This window comes from Bradyrhizobium sp. UFLA01-814, from assembly GCF_046718885.1.
In the GTDB taxonomy this organism is placed as follows: domain Bacteria; phylum Pseudomonadota; class Alphaproteobacteria; order Rhizobiales; family Xanthobacteraceae; genus Bradyrhizobium; species Bradyrhizobium elkanii.
The window spans coordinates 100,932-120,000 of the sequence record NZ_JAQOSR010000004.1; the positions used below are offsets into that span (position 1 = coordinate 100,932).

The following is a 19,069-nucleotide window of genomic DNA, read 5'->3' on the forward strand; positions in this document are numbered from 1 at the left end:
GGCTACCAGCTCGCTCCGTCCGCCGGTAGGCGGACCGAGCCCCGCCTACGTCTTCAAATTCGCATGCGGCCGGCCGAAGTCGGGCGCGGCGGAATCCTGGCCGGTCTCGACGATGCCACGGCGGATGGCGCGGGTGCGGGTGAAGTGGTCGAACAGCGCTTCGCCGTCGCCGCGCCGGATCGCGCGGGTCAGCTTCGACAGATCCTCGTTGAAGGTGCCTAGCATCTCGAGCACGGCGTCCTTGTTGGCGAGGAATACGTCGCGCCACATCGTCGGGTCCGAGGCCGCGATGCGGGTGAAGTCGCGGAAGCCGCCGGCGGAGAATTTGATGACCTCGGATTCCGTCACCTGCGCCAGCTCGTCGGCGGTGCCGACGATGGTGTAGGCGATCAGATGCGGCAGATGGCTGGTGATCGCGAGCACGAGGTCATGATGATCGGGCGTCATGATCTCGACCTTGGCGCCGAGCGCGGCCCAGAACGCGCGCAATCGGTCGGTCGCCGCGGGATCGGTGCCTTCGGGTGGGGTGAGGATGCACCAGCGATTGATGAACAGCTCGGCGAAGCCGGAATCCGGCCCCGAATGCTCGGTGCCGGCCACCGGATGCGCCGGGACGAAGTGGACGCCGTCAGGCAGATGCGGCGCCATGTCCTTGACGACGGCGCCCTTCACCGAGCCGACGTCGGAGATGATGGCGCCGGGCTTGAGATGGCTGGCGATCTCGGCGGCGACCGGGCCGCAGGCGCCGACCGGGATGCAGAGGATGACGAGGTCGGCATCCTTCACCGCCTCGATATTGGTCTCGACGACGCGATCGACGATGCCGAGCTCGGCGACGCGCGCACGCGTCTGATCCGAGCGCGCGGTGGTCACGATCTCGCCGACCAGGCCTTGCGCGCGCGCGCCGCGCGCGATCGAGCCGCCGATCAGGCCGAAGCCGATCAGCGCGATGCGTTTGAAGAGCGGGGCGGTGGTCACGATGTCACTTTCCGGCCAGGAAGTCGCGCAGCCCCTCGACCACGAGGCGGTTGGCCTCCTCGGTCCCAATGGTCATGCGCAGCGCATGCGGCAGCTTGTAATTGTTGAGTGCGCGCAGCACGAGGCCGCGCCGTGTGAGATAGGCGTCGGCTTCCGCCGCGGTCTTGCCCTTGTCGGTCGGGAAATGGATCAACACGAAATTGGCGACGCTCGGCGTCACCTTCAGCCCGAGCTTGCCGATCTCCTCGGTCAGCCAGTTGCGCCATTGTTCGGTGTGGGTCCGCGACATCTGCACATGCGCCGTGTCCTCGATCGCCGCCACCGCCGCCAGCATCGCCGGCGTCGTGACGTTGAACGGACCACGGATGCGGTTGCAGGCATCGACGATATGCGCCGGCCCGAACATCCAGCCGATCCGCAGCGCCGCAAGGCCGTGGATCTTCGAGAAGGTGTGCGTCACCACCGTGTTGTCGGTGGTCGCGACCAGCTCGATGCCGAGCTCGTAGTCGTTGCGCGAGACGTAGTCGGCATAGGCGGCATCGAGCACCAGCAGCACATGCGACGGCAGCGCTGCGCGCAGCCGCTTGACCTCGTCGAACGGGATGTAGGTGCCGGTCGGGTTGTTCGGGTTGGCGAGCCAGACCAGCTTCGTGTGCGGCGTCACCACCTTGAGAATGGCGTCGACGTCGGCGGTGAAATTGGTCTCGGCCGCGATCACGTTCCTGGCGCCGTTCGCCATGGTGGCGATCGGGTAGACCAGGAAGCCGTGGGTGGTCGAGATCGCCTCGTCGCCGGGCGCGAGATAGGTGTGCGCCAAGAGATTGAGGATCTCGTCGGAGCCGGCGCCGCAGATGATGCGGTCGGGATCGAGCCCGTAGGCGCGGCCGATCGCCTCGCGCAGCACGCGCGAGGTGCCCTCCGGATAGTCCTCGAGATGGTCAGCCGCGGCCTTGTAGGCCGCGATCGCCTTCGGAGACGGACCGAACGGCGTCTCGTTGGCGGACAGCTTGAACACCTTGCGGCCCGGTTCCGGCACCGGGCTCTTGCCGGGCGTGTAGGGCGCAATATCGAGGATGCCGGGGTTCGGCACGGGGCGGGACATCATCAACTCCGAACAGAGCGTTTTCGAGCGAAGTGGATACCGGTTCGCGTGAAGAAAACGCGTCAAAACAAAAACCTGGACGGGCGGCCGGCTCCTACTTCAGGTCCTGGCCGATCCGTTAGAGGGCACCGTATAGCGCGTTGCGTGGCTGCCGACGAGGGCCGACGAGCGCACCGAGGCGCCGGCCTTGATCAGGGCGAGCTTGATGGCCTCGAAATCGTGGCCGGTGACCGAGACCAGGAGCGCCGCGCCGTCGAAGGCGGTGTCGGGGACCGCGACGATCTCGGCGAGCGGCGCAAGCGCGCGGGCGACATCGGCGTTCCAGCCGGAGACGCGCACGCTCCAGGTCTGCACTTCGGTGACCATGGCGTCGTCGGCGACCCGCGAGATCACGAACACCGGCAGCGCGGCGGGATGGTCGGCGCGTTCGAGGAACGGCAACCGCGCGATGATCTTCGGCGCGCCACTGGCCTCGAGCGCATTCCACCACGGCGTGCGGCTTGCGATCGCGGAGACCAGCGCGAGGTCGCCCTTCGACTTCGCCACCGCCTCGACCGCGGCCTGTGCGCTGAAATGCGAGACGTAAGGCACCACGAAGCCGAAGTGAAACCGCGCCGAGTCGCGCATGGCCGACTCGCCCACGGAAACATCGGCATGCACCGCGAACGGCGCCTGCACATAGGTGAAGGTCGAGATGATGACGCGCCAGATGCTCTCGATGGTGTCGAGCGGCAGGATGCCGCGATGACGCCGCACCAACTCGCGCATCATGCTGGCTTCGCGCGCCGGGCGGAACGCCGAGCCGACCTCCTGGGTCTTCTTGACCTGGATCAGGCGGTCGATGATGTCGCCGCGCGCCATCAACAGGCGGTGAACCTGCTCGTCGATCGCATCGATCTCCTTGCGGAGCTCCTGCAGCGAGGGCGGCGACGGGGGTGGGTTGGACATGCTCTCAAACCTTGTCGTCGGGGCGGCCCGTTGCCGCGTCGGACAGGGTCCCTGATTAGGAAAGACGGGCAGCGAAAGCAAAGAGAAACGTCGCAGGCGTGCCTTGCGCATTCGGTTAACCAATTGGCCGTGGGCAGGGCTGTCTTGACGGCGGGGGGCATGGGGACTACGTTCCCTGCGTCCCGTGGTCATTTGAGCCGGCCGGCTTGCAGCCACGTTAAACAACTCGCTAAACAGGCCGGGGACCTTATCAGCTCCCGGCCGAACCTTTGTTCAGGCCGGGTTTTTTATTGGCCTGAGGTCCGTCGAGCCCTCCCGCGCGGAGGCAGGGTCGCCTAGATGAGCAACGTGCGTCCGATACCGAGCCCACAAACCCCGAGCGATGATCGCGCCCATGAGGCCGACCATCCGTCGTCACTGGTGGCGAAGTTCGGGATGGACCAGCCGCTCAAGCTCGATTGCGGCGTCGATCTCGCACCGTTCCAGATCGCCTACCAGACCTATGGCGAGCTCAATGCCGACCGCTCCAACGCGATCCTGGTCTGCCACGCGCTGACCGGCGATCAGCATGTCAACAACATCCATCCCGTCACCGGCAAGCCCGGCTGGTGGGAGACCATGGTCGGCATCGGCCGGCCGATCGATCCCGATAAATACTTCATCATCTGCTCCAATGTGATCGGCGGCTGCATGGGCTCGACCGGCCCTGCGTCGCTGAACCCAGCGACCGGCAAGGTGTGGGGACTCGATTTCCCGATCATCACCATCCCCGACATGGTGCGCGCGCAGGCGATGCTGATCGATCGCCTCGGCATCACGACGCTGTTCTGCGTGGTCGGCGGTTCGATGGGTGGCATGCAGGTGCTGCAATGGACCGCGGCCTATCCGGAGCGCGTGTTCTCGACGCTCGCGATCGCCTGCTCGACGCGCCACTCGGCGCAGAACATCGCCTTCCACGAGCTCGGCCGCCAGGCCGTGATGGCCGATCCGGACTGGCGCGGCGGCCGCTATGTCGACGAGGACACCCATCCGCACCGCGGATTGGCCGTGGCGCGGATGGCCGCGCACATCACCTATCTCTCGGACGCCGCGCTGCATCGCAAGTTCGGACGGCGGATGCAGGACCGCGAGCTGCCGACCTTCTCGTTCGACGCGGATTTCCAGGTCGAGAGCTATCTGCGCTACCAGGGCTCGTCCTTTGTCGAGCGCTTCGATGCCAACTCCTATCTCTATCTGACCCGCGCGATGGACTATTTCGACATCGCCGCCGACCACAACGGCGTGCTGGCGAAAGCGTTCACCGGCATCCAGACGCGGTTCTGCGTGGTGTCGTTCACCAGCGACTGGCTGTTTCCGACCGCGGAATCGCGCGCGCTGGTGCATGCGCTGAACGCGTCGAGCGCGCGGGTGTCGTTCGCCGAGATCGAGACCGACAAGGGGCACGACGCCTTTCTGCTCGACGTGCCGGAATTCCTCGAGATCTCCCGCGCTTTCCTGCTGGCCGCAGGCAAGGCGCGCGGATTGAAGGACGACGGCCAGCCATGAGCATGCAGCAGACATTGCCCTTGCCGGGCATCGCGCCGGAGCGGACCGGCGGCTATCGCACCGATCATCTGCTGGTCGCCGACATGGTGCGGCCGGGCTCGCGCGTGCTCGATGTCGGCTGCGGCGATGGCGAGCTGTTGCAGCTGTTGGAGAGCCGCGGCATCGACGGCCGCGGCATCGAGCTGTCGCGCGAGGGCGTCAACGGCTGCGTCGCCAAGGGGCTCGCCGTGGTGCAGGGCGATGCCGACACCGACCTCGTCAACTATCCCGACGATGCGTTCGACTACGTGATCCTGTCGCAGACCTTGCAGGCGACGCGGCAGCCCAAGGTGGTGCTGGAAAATCTGCTGCGGATCGGCCAGCGCGCCATCGTCTCGTTCCCGAATTTCGGGTTCTGGAAGATGCGGCTGCAGCTCCTGATCGGAGGCCACATGCCGCGCACGGAGAATTTGCCGGCGAGCTGGTACGACACCTCGAACATCCATTTCTGCACCATCAAGGATTTCGTGCAGCTCTGCGAAGAGATCAACGTCAAGATGGAGCGCGCGGTGGCGCTCGATCTCTACGGCCGTCCGGTGCCGCTCAACCTGCCGTGGTGGGTGTGGAACATGTTCGGCGAGCAGGGCGTGTTCCTGCTCAGCCGGGGCGGGCAGGGGAAGTGACGTCATGGCGTCATTCCGGGGCACGCGAAGCGTGAACCCGGAATCTCGAGATTCCGGGTTCGATGCTGCGCATCGCCCCGGAATGACAGGACTACACCGGCGCCGCCACCAGCGACCGCGGATCGCGCACCGGCCAGCGGCCGGCCTCGACCAGCGCGATGAAGCGCTCGACCATCTCGTTGAACAGCGCCGGCTCCTCGAGGTTGAGCACGTGACCCGACTTCGGGAAGAACGAGAGACCGGCGGCCGGCAGATGCTGCTTTAGGAACATGCTGGGGGCGATGCAATTGTCGTCCTCGTCGCCGCACAGGATCAGCGCCGGCGTCGCGGCGCGCTTGATCGCGTCGGTCATGGTGTAGATCGAGGGCCTGCCGCCCTGGAAGCTGCGCATCGTGTTGGCCGAGCCCCTGGCGTCGTGGCGGGCGAGCGCGGCGTAGAAGTCGGCGTGGCCGCGCGGATCCTTGACCAGGAACGGAATCCGGCTCGGCGCCTCGCGCGTCACCTTGGCGACCTCGACGGAGCCGATGCTCTCATATTGCTCGGCATTGGCACGGCACTGCGCGCGGAAGGCATCGAGATTCTCGAGGCTCGAGCCGGAGCCGACGGCGGCCAGCGTCATCGACAGCGCGCGCTCCGGCGCATTGAGCGCGATCTGCAACGACGAATAGGAGCCCATCGAGAGCCCGACGAAATGCGCCCTTGCGATGCCGAGATGGTCGAGCACCGCGAGCGCGTCGGTATAGAAGTGCTGGTAGGTGTAGACGTCGGCGCTCGGCGGCACGTCCGACGGCGTGTAGCCGCGCGCCGAATAGGCGATGCAGCGGTGGCCGCGCGCGAAGTAGCGCATCTGCGGCTCCCAATTGGTGTGATCGGCGGCGAACTCGTGCAGGAAGATGATCGAGGTTCCGCTGCCGGCCTCTTCGAAATGGAGGCGGACATGATCTTTCGTCGTGGCGTAGGGCATTGAAATTCTCCTCTCGTTGGCCGCGCCCCCAGATTTGCAGTTAATTTTCAGGGCCGCAATGCGGCAGTTCCGGTTCCTTTCTCGTCATCGAATCATCGCGGAATGACCCAGAAATTGTTCCCGCAACGCCGCATGAAATCTTCCTCGCGCCATCCCGATTTTCAAAACCACCGTCGCGTTCCCCCGGGAACGCGACGGGGAGTTGGGGGGCGTTACAGAGGATCTAGTGAAGTATGGTTCAGTTGCTTGCGTGTCGCCGGTCGCTTCGTGTTTTGGCGCTGGCTCTGTGTTCGCTCACTCTCGCCGTCATCTCCGTTGCTCCGGCATCCGCCCGTCCGCACCACTCACGTCACGCGCATTCGGCCCATGCCGGTCATCACGCGCGTCATTATGCCCGTCATCACTATCGGCACACCGCGCGGCTGTCGCGCGCCGAGCGCCGCGCGCTCGCGCAGCCGGGCGGGATCGTCGAAACCAACGCAGCGCCGTTGCCCGGCAGCGCTGACCCCGTGCCCAACACCGGCGGCGTCAGCGCGGCAGGCGGCTTCGGCTCGTCCGGCATCGTCGCCGAGGCGCGCCGCTATCTCGGCGGTAATCCGACCGACCGCTCCAGCCTGTGGTGCGCGCGCTTCATGAACATGGTGCTGCAGCACACCGGCCATCGCGGCACCGGCTCCGACATGGCGAGCTCGTTCGCCAAATACGGCACGCGCGTTTCGGGACCGCAGGTCGGCGCCATCGCCGTGATGAGCCGCCGCGGCGGCGGCCATGTCGGCATCATCACCGGCGTCGATGCCAAGGGCAATCCGACCATGATCTCGGGCAACAGCGGCCACCGCGTCCGCGAGACGCCGGTCTCGCGCGGCCGGATCTACGCCTATGTGATGCCGACCAACTGACCGGTCGAAAGCGGGGCAGGGCGCGTACGCGCCTTGCCCGGCCTACGACGCGACAGGTCCCTCGGCGGCAATCGTGTCGCCGACGGCGGCGCCGCCATCGCTGATGATCTCGGCATAGATGCCGCATTCATTGTTGCCGAAGCGCTGCATCAGCGTGTTCGGCACCGAGAGGTCGCGCGCGCCGGTATCGGGATCGACATTGACCGCGGCGCAGCGGGTGATGCGCTTCACCACCCTGGCCCGCGCGCTGCCGATCGCGATGGTCTGGTCGAGCAGGCTGGCTTCATGCCAGGCCGGCCAGCCCTCGACATAGAGATTGGCGCGGAAGCGCAGCGGATGGACCGGCGCCTGCACCGTCTCCTCGATCGCCCGCAGGCTCGCCAGATTGATGATCGAGACCACCTTGCGCGGCACGTCGGAGAAACTGTGGCCCGGGCTGACCAGCACCTTGGGCGGTCCCTTGATCTGGCCGGTGTGACGGTCGGCGAAATAGCGCTCGATGGCCGCGCGGCCTTCCGCGGTCTCGAGGTCGCCCTGGGCCACCATCGCGCCATCCCGGCGCAGCGTCAGCACGTGGCTGTCATCGTCGAACTGGGCGCGCAGCGGCGCCAGCCACTCGTCCCGCTGCAGCATCAGGAAATGCGGCTTCGGCAACCACTTCGGCGTCGAGGGATCGAAACCGCTCGGGCCGTTCTCGATCGCATAGCGGCGATCGGAGCGGAGCGTCTCGCCGGCCTTGAGCTCTGCGTGCGGCAGCGACTCGGGCGTGAGGCCCTTGACGGGGTAGCGGTAGATGCCGGTGATCCTGGCGGAGGAGGGCTGTGCGTTGTCCATCCGCTCGCTCTAGCCTGTTTGGCGGGCGAGGAGAACTGCCGGCCGCGGGAAGGTACTAGTCGGCGCGCGCCGCTCCAGGAGCGTCCAGCAGGCGCTGCATGAACACGAGATCGAGCCAGCGGCCGAACTTGCGTCCGACCTCCGGCATCCGGGCGACCTCGACGAAGCCGGCCTGCGCGTGCAGCCGCAGCGAGGCCGGATTGCCGCCGTCGATGCCGGCGATCATGACGTGCTTGCCGAGCGCGGTGGCCGCGGCGATCAGTTCGTCGACGATGATCCGGCCGAGGCCGCGGCCGCGATGATCGGCATGGATATAGACGCTGTGCTCGACGCTGTAGCGGTAGCCCGGAAAGGCCCGGAAATCGCCGAATGTGCCGTAGCCGAGCACCGTCGTCCCCTCGACGGCCACCAGCACCGGATAGCCGAGCGCCTGCCGCGCGTTCATCCAGGCCAGCCGCTCGGCGTCGGAATCCTGCTTCTCCGTCCAGATCGCATTCGAGTTGGCGACCGCCTCATTGAAGATCGCGGTAATCGCCGGGATGTCCTGCTCGGTGGCGGGGCGGATAATCATCGGTGGTTCCTTGACGGGCCTCTTGAACGGACCCCATCGTCTACTATATAAGATGATATGTCAATTATAGAGGACAAGGCCGATGAGGCTCTCGGGCGGCGGGTTCGCGCCGAACGGGAGGGCCGCGGCTGGTCGCTGGCGGATCTCGCCGGGCGGGCCGGCGTGTCCAAGGCCATGCTGAGCAAGATCGAGCGGGCGGAGGCAAGCCCGACGGCGGCGACGCTGTCGCGGATCGCCACCGCCTATGGCCTGACCATGGCCGCGCTGTTCGAGGTTGCCTCACATAGCTCCCGCCTGCAGCGGGCCAAGGATCAGCCGGTCTGGCGCGATCCGAAGGCGGCCTATCTGCGACGGCAGGTGTTCCTGCATCCGGCCAATCCGCTGGAGCTGGTGGAGATCGAGCTGCCCGCGAGGCAGGAGGCCGGCTTCCCCGCCAGCGCCTATCACCTGGTCCGCCAGGTGGTGTGGGTGATCAGCGGCCGCCTCACTTTGATGGAAGGCGCGGAGCGCCACGAGCTCGCTGCGGGCGACCGCGTCGAGCTTGGTCCGCCGTCGGACATCGTCTTCCGTAACGAAACGGCTCAGCCTTGCCGCTACCTTGTCGCCATCGTGCGGCGCTGAGCTTCATCGGGCGAAATCGCAGACTGCGGCTCTTCCGTTTTGGAACCAAGTGCCCACATTTGCGGCAAGCCTGAAAAATGATGGCGACGACCAGAGGCTGGTTGAGGAACGTCAACGCGGCCCGCGGAAACCCAATGAAGATGCCGGAACCATGCCTGAATGGGTGGTGACGGCAGGCCGAGGGAAAACGAATGAACATTGAGAAGTACACCGAGCGCGCGCGCGGATTCATCCAGTCTGCCCAATCGCTCGCAATGCGCGACGGTCACCAGCAGTTCTCGCCGTTGCATCTGTTGAAGGTGCTGCTGGACGACAATGAGGGACTCGCCGGCGGTCTGATCGACCGTGCTGGCGGTAATTCCAGAGCAATACTGAAAGCGACCGAAGAGGCGCTGAACAAGCTGCCGAAGGTCTCGGGCAATGGTGCCGGGCAGGTCTACCTGTCGCCGGAGTTGGCGCGTGCCTTCGATGCGGCGGAAAAGGCTGCCGACAAGGCCGGCGACAGTTTTGTCACCGTCGAGCGGCTGCTGCTCGGGCTCACGCTCGAGAAGGGCAGCGAGGCCGCCTCCATCCTGAGCAAGGGCGGCGTCACGGCGCAGAACCTGAACGCGGCGATCGAAGCGCTGCGCAAGGGCCGCACCGCTGATAGTGCGACCGCCGAGAACGCTTACGACGCGCTGAAGAAATATGCCCGCGACCTGACCCAGGCTGCGCGCGACGGCAAGCTCGACCCGGTGATCGGCCGCGACGAGGAGATCCGCCGTACCATCCAGGTGCTGTCGCGGCGGACCAAGAACAATCCCGTCCTGATCGGTGAGCCCGGCGTCGGCAAGACCGCGATCGTCGAGGGCCTGGCGCTGCGCATCCTCAACGGCGACGTGCCGGAGAGCCTGAAGGACAAGAAGCTGCTGTCGCTCGACATGGGCGCCCTGATCGCCGGCGCGAAATATCGCGGCGAGTTCGAGGAGCGGCTGAAGTCCGTCCTGCAGGAGGTCTCGACCGCCGAGGGCGGCATCATCCTGTTCATCGACGAGATGCACACGCTGATCGGCGCCGGCAAGACCGACGGCGCGATGGACGCGTCCAACCTGTTGAAGCCGGCGCTCGCGCGCGGCGAGCTGCACTGTATCGGTGCGACCACGCTCGACGAGTACCGCAAGCATGTCGAGAAGGATGCGGCGCTGGCCCGCCGGTTCCAGCCGATCTATGTCAGCGAGCCGACGGTCGAGGACACCATCTCGATCCTGCGCGGCCTGAAGGACAAGTACGAGCAGCATCACGGCGTGCGAATCACCGATTCCGCGCTGGTGGCCGCGACCACGCTGTCGAACCGCTACATCACCGACCGCTTCCTGCCCGACAAGGCCATCGACCTGATGGACGAGGCGGCAGCGCGGCTGAAGATGCAGGTCGATTCCAAGCCGGAAGAGCTCGATTCGCTGGATCGCGACATCATCCGGCTGAAGATCGAGCAGGAGGCGCTGAAGAAGGAGAACGATGCCGGCTCCAAGAGCCGCCTGCAGACCCTGGAGAAGGAGCTCGCCGGGTTGGAGGAGCGGTCGACGGCGCTGACGGCGCGCTGGAGCGCGGAGAAGAACAAGCTCTCCAATGCCCAGAAGCTGAAGAGCGAACTCGATGCGCTCCGCGTCGAGCTTGCCAATGCGCAGCGTCGCGGCGAATTCCAGAAGGCGGGCGAGCTGGCCTATGGCCGGATTCCCGAGCTGGAAAAGAAGCTCGCCGATATCGAGGCGCAAGCGAACAGCAAGCCGAACGGCGGCGAGATGATGGAGGAGGCGGTCACCGCCAACCACATCGCGCAGGTCGTCTCGCGCTGGACCGGCGTGCCGGTCGACAAGATGCTCGAGGGCGAGAAGGACAAGCTCCTGAAAATGGAGGACAGTCTCGCCAGGCGTGTCGTCGGCCAGGCCGAAGCCGTGCGTGCGGTGGCCACCGCCGTGCGCCGTGCCCGCGCGGGCCTGCAGGATCCGAACCGGCCGACCGGCTCGTTCATGTTCTTGGGCCCCACCGGCGTCGGCAAGACCGAGCTGACCAAGGCGCTCGCCGCTGACCTGTTCAACGACGAGACCGCGATGGTCCGCCTCGACATGTCCGAGTTCATGGAGAAGCACTCGGTCTCGCGGCTGATCGGCGCGCCTCCCGGCTATGTCGGCTACGATGAGGGCGGTGCGCTGACCGAAGCCGTGCGGCGGCGGCCCTACCAGGTCGTGCTGTTCGACGAGATCGAGAAGGCGCATCCCGACGTCTTCAACGTGCTGTTGCAGGTGCTCGACGATGGCCGCCTGACCGATGGTCAGGGCCGCACCGTCGACTTCCGCAACACGCTGATCATCATGACCTCGAACCTCGGTTCGGAATTCCTGGTGAATCAGCCGGAAGGCGAGGACACCGCGGCGGTCCGCGATCAGGTGATGGGCGTCGTGCGGGCGCATTTCAGGCCGGAATTCCTGAACCGCATCGACGAGATCATCCTGTTCCACCGCCTGCAGAAGAGCGAGATGGGCCGCATCGTCGAGATCCAGTTCGCGCGGCTGACCAAGCTGCTCGAGGATCGCAAGATCGAGCTCACGCTGGACGCCAAGGCGCGGGACTGGCTCGCGGAGAAGGGCTGGGATCCGGCTTACGGCGCCCGCCCGCTGAAGCGGGTGATCCAGCGCAGCGTGCAGGATCCGCTGGCCGAGATGATCCTCGCCGGCGAGGTCAAGGACGGCGATCACGTCGTGATCTCGGAGAAGGGCAACGTGCTGACCTTCAACGGTCAGGTGCCCAAGACCGCCGAGATCGTGCAGTTCGAGGCCCCGGTCTCGAGGCGCAAGCTGAACTGACGGCGCAACACCAGAATCCTCCCCGCAGGTCGCGGGGAGGATCTTCATTTGCGAATCACTCCTGCGGGACGATCGGCGGCGAAGGGCTGGCGGGCTCGTCGTCCTCGGCGGACTCGAGCTCGGAAAGGATATCGACCAGTTCGCGGGCACGGCCGGTGGCCAGCGGCCTGCCGGCATTGATCAGCGGTTCGTCATTGGCGAGCCAGGCCTGCGCCTCGGCAAGCTCGGTGATGGTTGCTCCCGACGCAATGATCCTGGCAATCGTGACGTCGTCGGTGTGGCCGACGGCCTTCAGCACATCGTCGCGGGTGAGCTGGGTCATGGTGCAAATCCTTGTGCATATCTTCGTTGAGCGCAACCAAACCCTCCCCGCCGGCGATCCGCGCCAGCGGGTAGGGATGGATCAGTTCAAGGCCTCAGCTGTGCGTCGTGAGCCGAGGCGGATGCTGGGACATCGCCCAGAGCTCGATCGCCGCAAGGACCGCGACGGCGATGCCGATCACCACGTGCACGGTCGTCGCGGTGGTCATTCCCTGGAAACCCAGGACCCAGGGCGAGACCAGCGCCCAAAGCCCGACGATGAGGTTCAGCCACTCCTCCCAGACGGCGAATGCCGCGAGCGCGGCGATCGCAAGGACCGCCATCGCGAGGCCGACGATGTAGGCGTTGGTGGAAACCGTTCCGGCGTCGAACTTGAACAGCCACGGCGATAGGAAGAGAATCGCGCCGAGGATCAGGTTGGCGACATCGCACAGTTTTGCGTTCGTCCAGTTCTCCATGACACCCTCCATTGGAGGTTTCACTGACGAATCAACTGGATGGTCGCCGTTCGGGTTCCCATCTCACAGGCGAAATCTGATGGAACTGGCGCCCCATCGCATCATCAGCGGTTGGTGATGGCGCGGGTCTGCGACGTGGAACTGGTGGCGTCCGAGACGATTCGCGAGCTGCCGCGGCTGGACATCTGGGCCTCGATCCGGTCGCGCTCCTTCTCGAAGTTCGCCAGCATCGGGCCTTCGAGCGAACGGCCGCGCGGCAGCTTCACGCGCATCGGGTCGACGAATCGGCCGTTGACCAGGATTTCGTAGTGGACGTGCGGGCCGGTCGACTGGCCGGTCGAGCCGACGAAGCCGATCACCTGGCCCTGCCGCACCTTCTTGCCGATCTCCATGCCCTTGGCGAAGGCCGACATGTGACCGTAGGCCGTCTCATAGCCATTGGCATGCTTCATGCGGATATATTTGCCGTAACCGCCCTCGTATCCGACCTTCTCGAGCACGCCGTTGCCGGACGCGAAGATCGGCGTGCCGTAGGCGGTGGCCCAGTCGACGCCGGTGTGCATCTTCACATAGCCGAGGATCGGATGGCGGCGGCCGCCGAAGCCCGAACGCATGATCGCGTTGTTGACCGGCTTGCGCACCAGGAACTTCTTCGCGCTCTTGCCGGTCTCGTCATAGTAGTCGACGAGGCCGTCGTCCGAGCTCTGGAATCGGTAGTATTTCTTGGTTTCGCCGCCCACGGTCAGCGCGGCGTAGAGCACTTCGGTCTTTTCGGTGCTGGTGACGCCCTCGTCCTCGCCGGCAAAGAACACGTCGAACGAGTCGCCGGGCTGGACCTTGCGCTGGAAATCGACGTCATAGGAGTAGATCTTGACCATGTCTTCGATGACGGTCGGCGGCACCTTGTTGCGCAGCGCGGTCTCGTAAATGCTCTGATAGAGCCGCACGCCGCTGCCATCATCCTCGTCATCGTCGCTGGAATTGTCGGCGGTCTCGGTGACGGTGTTCATGCTCTGCACGTCGACGGCAACGTATTTGCCGAGATCGGACAGCGCAGCGACGGCCTCGATAATGGATTCGTTGGCGACGATCACGCGATAGGGCTGCAGCCTGACATTCGGTCCGGGAGCGGCCGGCGCCATCAGGATTCGTACCTTCTGGCCTTCCTTCAGGCCGCCCTCGCGGCCGCGCGGACCGAGCGTTGCGGCGATCGCCTTCGCCTCGTCGGGCGTTGCGCCCTGATCGCGCAGGATCGAAGTGATGCTGTCGCCCTTCTTGACGAGGTGAACCCGTTCGCCGACCGGATTGCCGCCGGTGACCTGCTCTTTGGTCTTCGGCAGCAGGGTGACGTTTTCCGGCACCACGCGGGTCTCGAAGCCGGCATAGGGATCGGAGGTGTTGCCCTCGGTGGCGTAGGCCATCCTCATATCGGGACCGGCGCCACTCGCGTCAGCTGCGGCGTTGGCGAGTGAAGCGTAGCGCACCGAGCCGCCGGAGCCGCGCCAGTTGGCGGCGTCGCGGACTCGCATCAGCACGTCGTCGAGCGCGACGACGGCCGCGAGCTTGGCCTTCGGCAGTACGGAGCCGAGATCCTTGGTGACGAACGAGACCTCGGCGTCGGGCTCAGCCGCGGCATTCGGATCCTCGGCCGCCGCCGGCGTGTCGGAGCCGACATCGGTCAGCAGACGCTGCGCGTTGAATGCCGGTATTTTGGCCGACAGATCGCTCGTGGTCATCGAGAGATTGCCGGAAATGCGGATGAAGGGCCGCACCCGCATCACGTCGCGATTGCCGACGCGGGTCACGGTCGACACGCGCACCAGGCTGCGGGAAGCGGAGGATTCGCTGGGCGGCGGCAGGCGGTCGCCCTTGTGCAGGCTGACGACGCGATCATTGCCGGTGAACGCGCCGCGCAGCGCGCCTTCGACGCGCTCCGGCACCTTGGCGAAGGTCATCTCGCCGTCGAGCGACGCAAAAACGGCGCCGCCGATCAGGGCCGCGCCACATAGACCAGTCAAAATGGTGCCGCTGAACCATTGAACGGAGACACGGCGGCGATCGATCACCGCAGCCTCGGTGCCGTCGACCGAAAGCGGCGGTTCGTGACCGAGATCAATCATCCCGGTCTCGCGCCCAATGCCGCTTCCGCGTGACGCCCGTTGGCTCAACCCTGCATCCCCCCAAATTCCAGCAACTGCGATCGACCTTTGCTCGTCCTTGTCCCCACCTTGATCCCGTGACGAGGAATCTCGGCAGTGTGGCGAGCCACACGCATCGAATTCGAGAAGCCGATGGCCATTAGCTAGCCGCGATCTCGAACGTCAATGGTGTGCAGATCTCTCGATGTTGCTCGACCGCGAAGGAGAAGAGGCGACGGGTTCTTGGAGAAAATCGCCTGGTCCCCCAGAAAAACCACCCGTGCCCCCACAGGTTACGAGCGGTTCAATGCATTCGTTATAGCCAGAACGTCGCAGGATTGTGGCTCAAGTGCGGCATTTGAGGTGGAAAAGCTGCCCTGAAAGCAGGTCGATGCCCGCCGCCCGGCCCGGGGGCGGTTGGAACCCATTTTGGAGAGCCTCGCGGGCTCCTCGGCGACAAACTTTTTTTGAAGTTTTTTGCGGTGAGGGCTGGGTGACGAATTTTTACCTCCGACCTAAGCCACGGAAAGCACGAGAATTTCTTCGCACTGCACAAGCGATTTGGGCGTGCGACGATTTGTTGACAATGGCCGTTGACAATCCCGAGGGGTGGGGACTATAAACCAACCACTGAGCGCGGCGCCGCCGGGTCACTGACCAAGGCGAGCGAACGCGCCTCTGATGCTCCTCACTTAGATGAGTGACACAACAACCGACATCAATCGGTTGGGGTTCATCGTCGGTCGGTGAAGGGTAGAACCACCCTCTAAGGGTGTGGGATCGCCGGATCCCGGGCTGTTTGACAAGTAAAGATGAAGAAAGAGAAACGTGGACGGCGGAGTCCTTGCGTCTCTCGGAATACTTGAAAGCTTCGGCTTTCGACTTTCTGAGGGTGGACGAAAGACTTCGGCGGTACACGTTTTAAAGGTTACACCATCGCTGCACACGATGTGAATCGTCAGCAGCTTACCGGTTTCGGCCGGTGAAGAATGGTGGGACCTCGTCAAACGTTGTGATCAGCCGGTTCAAAGTTCAAGTCCAACTTGAGAGTTTGATCCTGGCTCAGAGCGAACGCTGGCGGCAGGCTTAACACATGCAAGTCGAGCGGGCATAGCAATATGTCAGCGGCAGACGGGTGAGTAACGCGTGGGAACGTACCTTTTGGTTCGGAACAACTGAGGGAAACTTCAGCTAATACCGGATAAGCCCTTACGGGGAAAGATTTATCGCCGAAAGATCGGCCCGCGTCTGATTAGCTAGTTGGTGAGGTAATGGCTCACCAAGGCGACGATCAGTAGCTGGTCTGAGAGGATGATCAGCCACATTGGGACTGAGACACGGCCCAAACTCCTACGGGAGGCAGCAGTGGGGAATATTGGACAATGGGCGCAAGCCTGATCCAGCCATGCCGCGTGAGTGATGAAGGCCCTAGGGTTGTAAAGCTCTTTTGTGCGGGAAGATAATGACGGTACCGCAAGAATAAGCCCCGGCTAACTTCGTGCCAGCAGCCGCGGTAATACGAAGGGGGCTAGCGTTGCTCGGAATCACTGGGCGTAAAGGGTGCGTAGGCGGGTCTTTAAGTCAGGGGTGAAATCCTGGAGCTCAACTCCAGAACTGCCTTTGATACTGAAGATCTTGAGTTCGGGAGAGGTGAGTGGAACTGCGAGTGTAGAGGTGAAATTCGTAGATATTCGCAAGAACACCAGTGGCGAAGGCGGCTCACTGGCCCGATACTGACGCTGAGGCACGAAAGCGTGGGGAGCAAACAGGATTAGATACCCTGGTAGTCCACGCCGTAAACGATGAATGCCAGCCGTTAGTGGGTTTACTCACTAGTGGCGCAGCTAACGCTTTAAGCATTCCGCCTGGGGAGTACGGTCGCAAGATTAAAACTCAAAGGAATTGACGGGGGCCCGCACAAGCGGTGGAGCATGTGGTTTAATTCGACGCAACGCGCAGAACCTTACCAGCCCTTGACATCCCGGTCGCGGACTCCAGAGACGGAGTTCTTCAGTTCGGCTGGACCGGAGACAGGTGCTGCATGGCTGTCGTCAGCTCGTGTCGTGAGATGTTGGGTTAAGTCCCGCAACGAGCGCAACCCCCGTCCTTAGTTGCTACCATTTAGTTGAGCACTCTAAGGAGACTGCCGGTGATAAGCCGCGAGGAAGGTGGGGATGACGTCAAGTCCTCATGGCCCTTACGGGCTGGGCTACACACGTGCTACAATGGCGGTGACAATGGGATGCTAAGGGGCGACCCTTCGCAAATCTCAAAAAGCCGTCTCAGTTCGGATTGGGCTCTGCAACTCGAGCCCATGAAGTTGGAATCGCTAGTAATCGTGGATCAGCACGCCACGGTGAATACGTTCCCGGGCCTTGTACACACCGCCCGTCACACCATGGGAGTTGGTTTTACCTGAAGACGGTGCGCTAACCCGCAAGGGAGGCAGCCGGCCACGGTAGGGTCAGCGACTGGGGTGAAGTCGTAACAAGGTAGCCGTAGGGGAACCTGCGGCTGGATCACCTCCTTTCTAAGGATGGTTCTTCAGCGAGCTCACGCTCACTATCGAACCGTTTTAGAAACATTCAGGGGCCAACAGTTTCAGGATTGTTGAGCTCCATTGGCGGGATTTCGCCGTCTTCGTTTCTCTTTCTTCGCGGACGAACACGCGCCAGGGGCTGAGCGCTGTGCGGTGCATCGACTTCAGGTCGGGTGCGCGCCGGCATGTCTCTCGTGTTAGGGGCTTGTAGCTCAGTTGGTTAGAGCGCGCGCTTGATAAGCGTGAGGTCGGAAGTTCAAGTCTTCCCAGGCCCACCATTTTGATCGAGTGCGGAGCATTCGTCTTCTGGTACGGGGCCATAGCTCAGCTGGGAGAGCGCGTGCTTTGCAAGCATGAGGTCGTCGGTTCGATCCCGTCTGGCTCCACCAGATGGAATTGAAGCTCGAGAATGCCTCGTTCAATCGTTCGCGAAACATCACTTCGCACTCATTGGTCCGGATGGACGGTGACGTGCGTGTTTTCTGACATCGTAAAGAGGAGATCGATCCGAGTTTGGATCTGCGAAGCAATTCGCGGGTACCATTCATAATCTCCAGATCGTTTTCGGCGCTCGCGCATCGACTCATCGCAAGATGAGTGAGATGAGCGAGTTGTAAAACGATCTTTTTAGCGAAGCTTGACCGCCTCGCTATCGGGCCGATCTTACGAAGCAAGCTGGTCTTTCTAGTCAATGTCCGGCTGCGCAATCGCATTCATCGAGGATGCGTGCCTGGGACTTCGGTCCTCGGGCAGTTGTGCGGACAACATTCTGCCGAGTGTGTGGACATTGATAATGAGAGCAATCAAGTGCCTTAAGGGTGTTCGGTGGATGCCTTGGCGCTGAGAGGCGATGAAGGACGTGCTACGCTGCGATAAGCCGTGGGGAGCTGCGAAGAAGCTTTGATCCGCGGATTTCCGAATGGGGAAACCCACCTTCGATAGCCGGAACTCCAAGACCTTGTGTGTTGGGGTTCGACCAGAAATGCGAGAAATCAAACCGCGAGGTTTTGGATTTCCGGTTATCAAGAGAAGGTATGAGACCTCCGAATAAAATAGGAGGTTTTAAGCAAACCCAGGGAACTGAAACATCTAAGTACCTGGAGGAAAGGACATCAATCGAGACTCCGTTAGTAGTGGCGAGCGAACGCGGACCAGGCCAGTGATACATCAAAGACAATCGGAACCTGTCAGGAAAGCAGGGCCTCAGAGGGTGATAGCCCCGTACGAGTAATGCGATGATGTATCCACGAGTAAGGCGGGACACGTGTAATCCTGTCTGAACACGGGGGGACCACCCTCCAAGCCTAAGTACTCCTCAGCGACCGATAGTGAACCAGTACCGTGAGGGAAAGGTGAAAAGCACCCCGACGAGGGGAGTGAAATAGACCTGAAACCGGACACCTACAAACAGACGGAGCCCAAGATACGTTCTGGGTGACGTCGTACCTTTTGTATTATGGGCCAGCGACTTAATTTAACGAGCAAGCTTAAGCCGATAGGCGAAGGCGTAGCGAAAGCGAGTCTGAATAGGGCGTCAAGTTCGTTGTATTAGACCCGAAACCTAGTGATCTAGCCATGAGCAGGTTGAAGGTGAGGTAACACTCACTGGAGGACCGAACGGGTGTCTGTTGAAAAAGACTCCGATG

14 protein-coding genes, 2 tRNA genes, 2 rRNA genes and 1 riboswitch (1 of these 19 running past the window's edge) are annotated in these 19,069 nt (G+C 63.4%); of the genes, 9 read left to right on the forward strand and 9 right to left on the reverse strand.

Translation table 11 applies throughout. The features are described from left to right. Positions 1-45 precede the first annotated feature (45 nt). The 3 genes from PMN64_RS02405 to PMN64_RS02415 form a co-directional block, all read right to left on the reverse strand. Positions 46-978 (reverse strand): prephenate/arogenate dehydrogenase family protein, encoded by a 933-nt coding sequence (locus PMN64_RS02405; RefSeq protein ID WP_411779588.1) that lies wholly within the window; start codon positions 976-978, stop codon positions 46-48. A gap of 4 nt (positions 979-982) precedes the next feature. After that, positions 983-2,080, reverse strand: coding sequence for a histidinol-phosphate transaminase (hisC, locus tag PMN64_RS02410; RefSeq protein WP_411779589.1), 1,098 nt, complete (start codon positions 2,078-2,080; stop codon positions 983-985). A gap of 99 nt (positions 2,081-2,179) precedes the next feature. Then, the gene (locus tag PMN64_RS02415; protein ID WP_411779590.1) at positions 2,180-3,028 is read right to left on the reverse strand and encodes a chorismate mutase; all 849 of its coding nucleotides are present in this window, start codon (positions 3,026-3,028) and stop codon (positions 2,180-2,182) included. Positions 3,029-3,202: 174 nt separating this feature from the next. Next, a riboswitch (SAM riboswitch) is annotated at positions 3,203-3,282 on the forward strand. 85 nt (positions 3,283-3,367) lie between these two features. Between PMN64_RS02415 and metX the strand changes: the two genes are divergently transcribed. Next, positions 3,368-4,573 carry a homoserine O-acetyltransferase MetX gene (gene metX / locus PMN64_RS02420; protein WP_411779591.1) on the forward strand — a complete coding sequence of 402 codons (1,206 nt, stop codon included), beginning with the start codon at positions 3,368-3,370 and terminating at the stop codon, positions 4,571-4,573. Next, positions 4,570-5,235 (forward strand): methionine biosynthesis protein MetW, encoded by a 666-nt coding sequence (gene metW / locus PMN64_RS02425; protein WP_057017864.1) that lies wholly within the window; start codon positions 4,570-4,572, stop codon positions 5,233-5,235. The genes metX and metW overlap by 4 nt, the downstream gene beginning before the upstream one ends. Positions 5,236-5,326: 91 nt before the next feature. Here the strand turns inward: metW and PMN64_RS02430 are convergent, their stop codons facing one another. After that, positions 5,327-6,199, reverse strand: coding sequence for an alpha/beta fold hydrolase (locus tag PMN64_RS02430; protein ID WP_411779592.1), 873 nt, complete (start codon positions 6,197-6,199; stop codon positions 5,327-5,329). Positions 6,200-6,432: 233 nt separating this feature from the next. Between PMN64_RS02430 and PMN64_RS02435 the strand changes: the two genes are divergently transcribed. Continuing rightward, entirely contained in the window at positions 6,433-7,098 is a 666-nt protein-coding gene (locus PMN64_RS02435) for a TIGR02594 family protein (protein ID WP_411779593.1), read from the forward strand. A 42-nt stretch (positions 7,099-7,140) separates the two neighbouring features. Here the strand turns inward: PMN64_RS02435 and PMN64_RS02440 are convergent, their stop codons facing one another. Together PMN64_RS02440 and PMN64_RS02445 are read right to left on the reverse strand one after the other, a co-directional pair. Continuing rightward, positions 7,141-7,932 (reverse strand): MOSC domain-containing protein, encoded by a 792-nt coding sequence (locus PMN64_RS02440; RefSeq protein WP_411779594.1) that lies wholly within the window; start codon positions 7,930-7,932, stop codon positions 7,141-7,143. Positions 7,933-7,987: 55 nt separating this feature from the next. After that, entirely contained in the window at positions 7,988-8,503 is a 516-nt protein-coding gene (locus PMN64_RS02445; RefSeq protein ID WP_411779595.1) for an N-acetyltransferase family protein, read from the reverse strand. Positions 8,504-8,560: 57 nt separating this feature from the next. Between PMN64_RS02445 and PMN64_RS02450 the strand changes: the two genes are divergently transcribed. Continuing rightward, positions 8,561-9,124, forward strand: a complete 564-nt coding sequence (locus tag PMN64_RS02450; protein WP_411779596.1) for a helix-turn-helix domain-containing protein — start codon at positions 8,561-8,563, stop codon at positions 9,122-9,124. A gap of 191 nt (positions 9,125-9,315) precedes the next feature. After that, complete coding sequence (clpB, locus tag PMN64_RS02455) at positions 9,316-11,967, forward strand: ATP-dependent chaperone ClpB (RefSeq protein WP_411779597.1); 2,652 nt, start codon at positions 9,316-9,318, stop codon at positions 11,965-11,967. 55 nt (positions 11,968-12,022) lie between these two features. Here the strand turns inward: clpB and PMN64_RS02460 are convergent, their stop codons facing one another. The 3 genes from PMN64_RS02460 to PMN64_RS02470 all read right to left on the reverse strand — a co-directional run bounded on the left by PMN64_RS02460 (position 12,023) and on the right by PMN64_RS02470 (position 14,914). Continuing rightward, the gene (locus tag PMN64_RS02460; RefSeq protein ID WP_038385289.1) at positions 12,023-12,289 is read right to left on the reverse strand and encodes a hypothetical protein; all 267 of its coding nucleotides are present in this window, start codon (positions 12,287-12,289) and stop codon (positions 12,023-12,025) included. 94 nt (positions 12,290-12,383) lie between these two features. Continuing rightward, positions 12,384-12,746 (reverse strand): SPW repeat protein, encoded by a 363-nt coding sequence (locus tag PMN64_RS02465; protein ID WP_304497324.1) that lies wholly within the window; start codon positions 12,744-12,746, stop codon positions 12,384-12,386. Between the two features lie 104 nt (positions 12,747-12,850). Beyond that, entirely contained in the window at positions 12,851-14,914 is a 2,064-nt protein-coding gene (locus tag PMN64_RS02470; protein ID WP_411779598.1) for a M23 family metallopeptidase, read from the reverse strand. A 1,009-nt stretch (positions 14,915-15,923) separates the two neighbouring features. On the opposite strand from PMN64_RS02470, the gene PMN64_RS02475 reads away from it, so the two are divergent. From PMN64_RS02475 to PMN64_RS02490, 4 genes are all read left to right on the forward strand, one after another. Further along, positions 15,924-17,414 (forward strand): 16S ribosomal RNA (locus PMN64_RS02475). A 210-nt stretch (positions 17,415-17,624) separates the two neighbouring features. Beyond that, positions 17,625-17,701, forward strand: a tRNA-Ile gene (locus PMN64_RS02480). Between the two features lie 35 nt (positions 17,702-17,736). Continuing rightward, a tRNA-Ala gene (locus PMN64_RS02485) sits at positions 17,737-17,812 on the forward strand. 412 nt (positions 17,813-18,224) lie between these two features. Next, positions 18,225-19,069: ribosomal RNA gene (locus PMN64_RS02490) — 23S ribosomal RNA — on the forward strand; it runs 2,001 nt beyond the window's last position. The 16S and 23S rRNA genes sit together here with 2 tRNA genes alongside, the layout of an rRNA operon.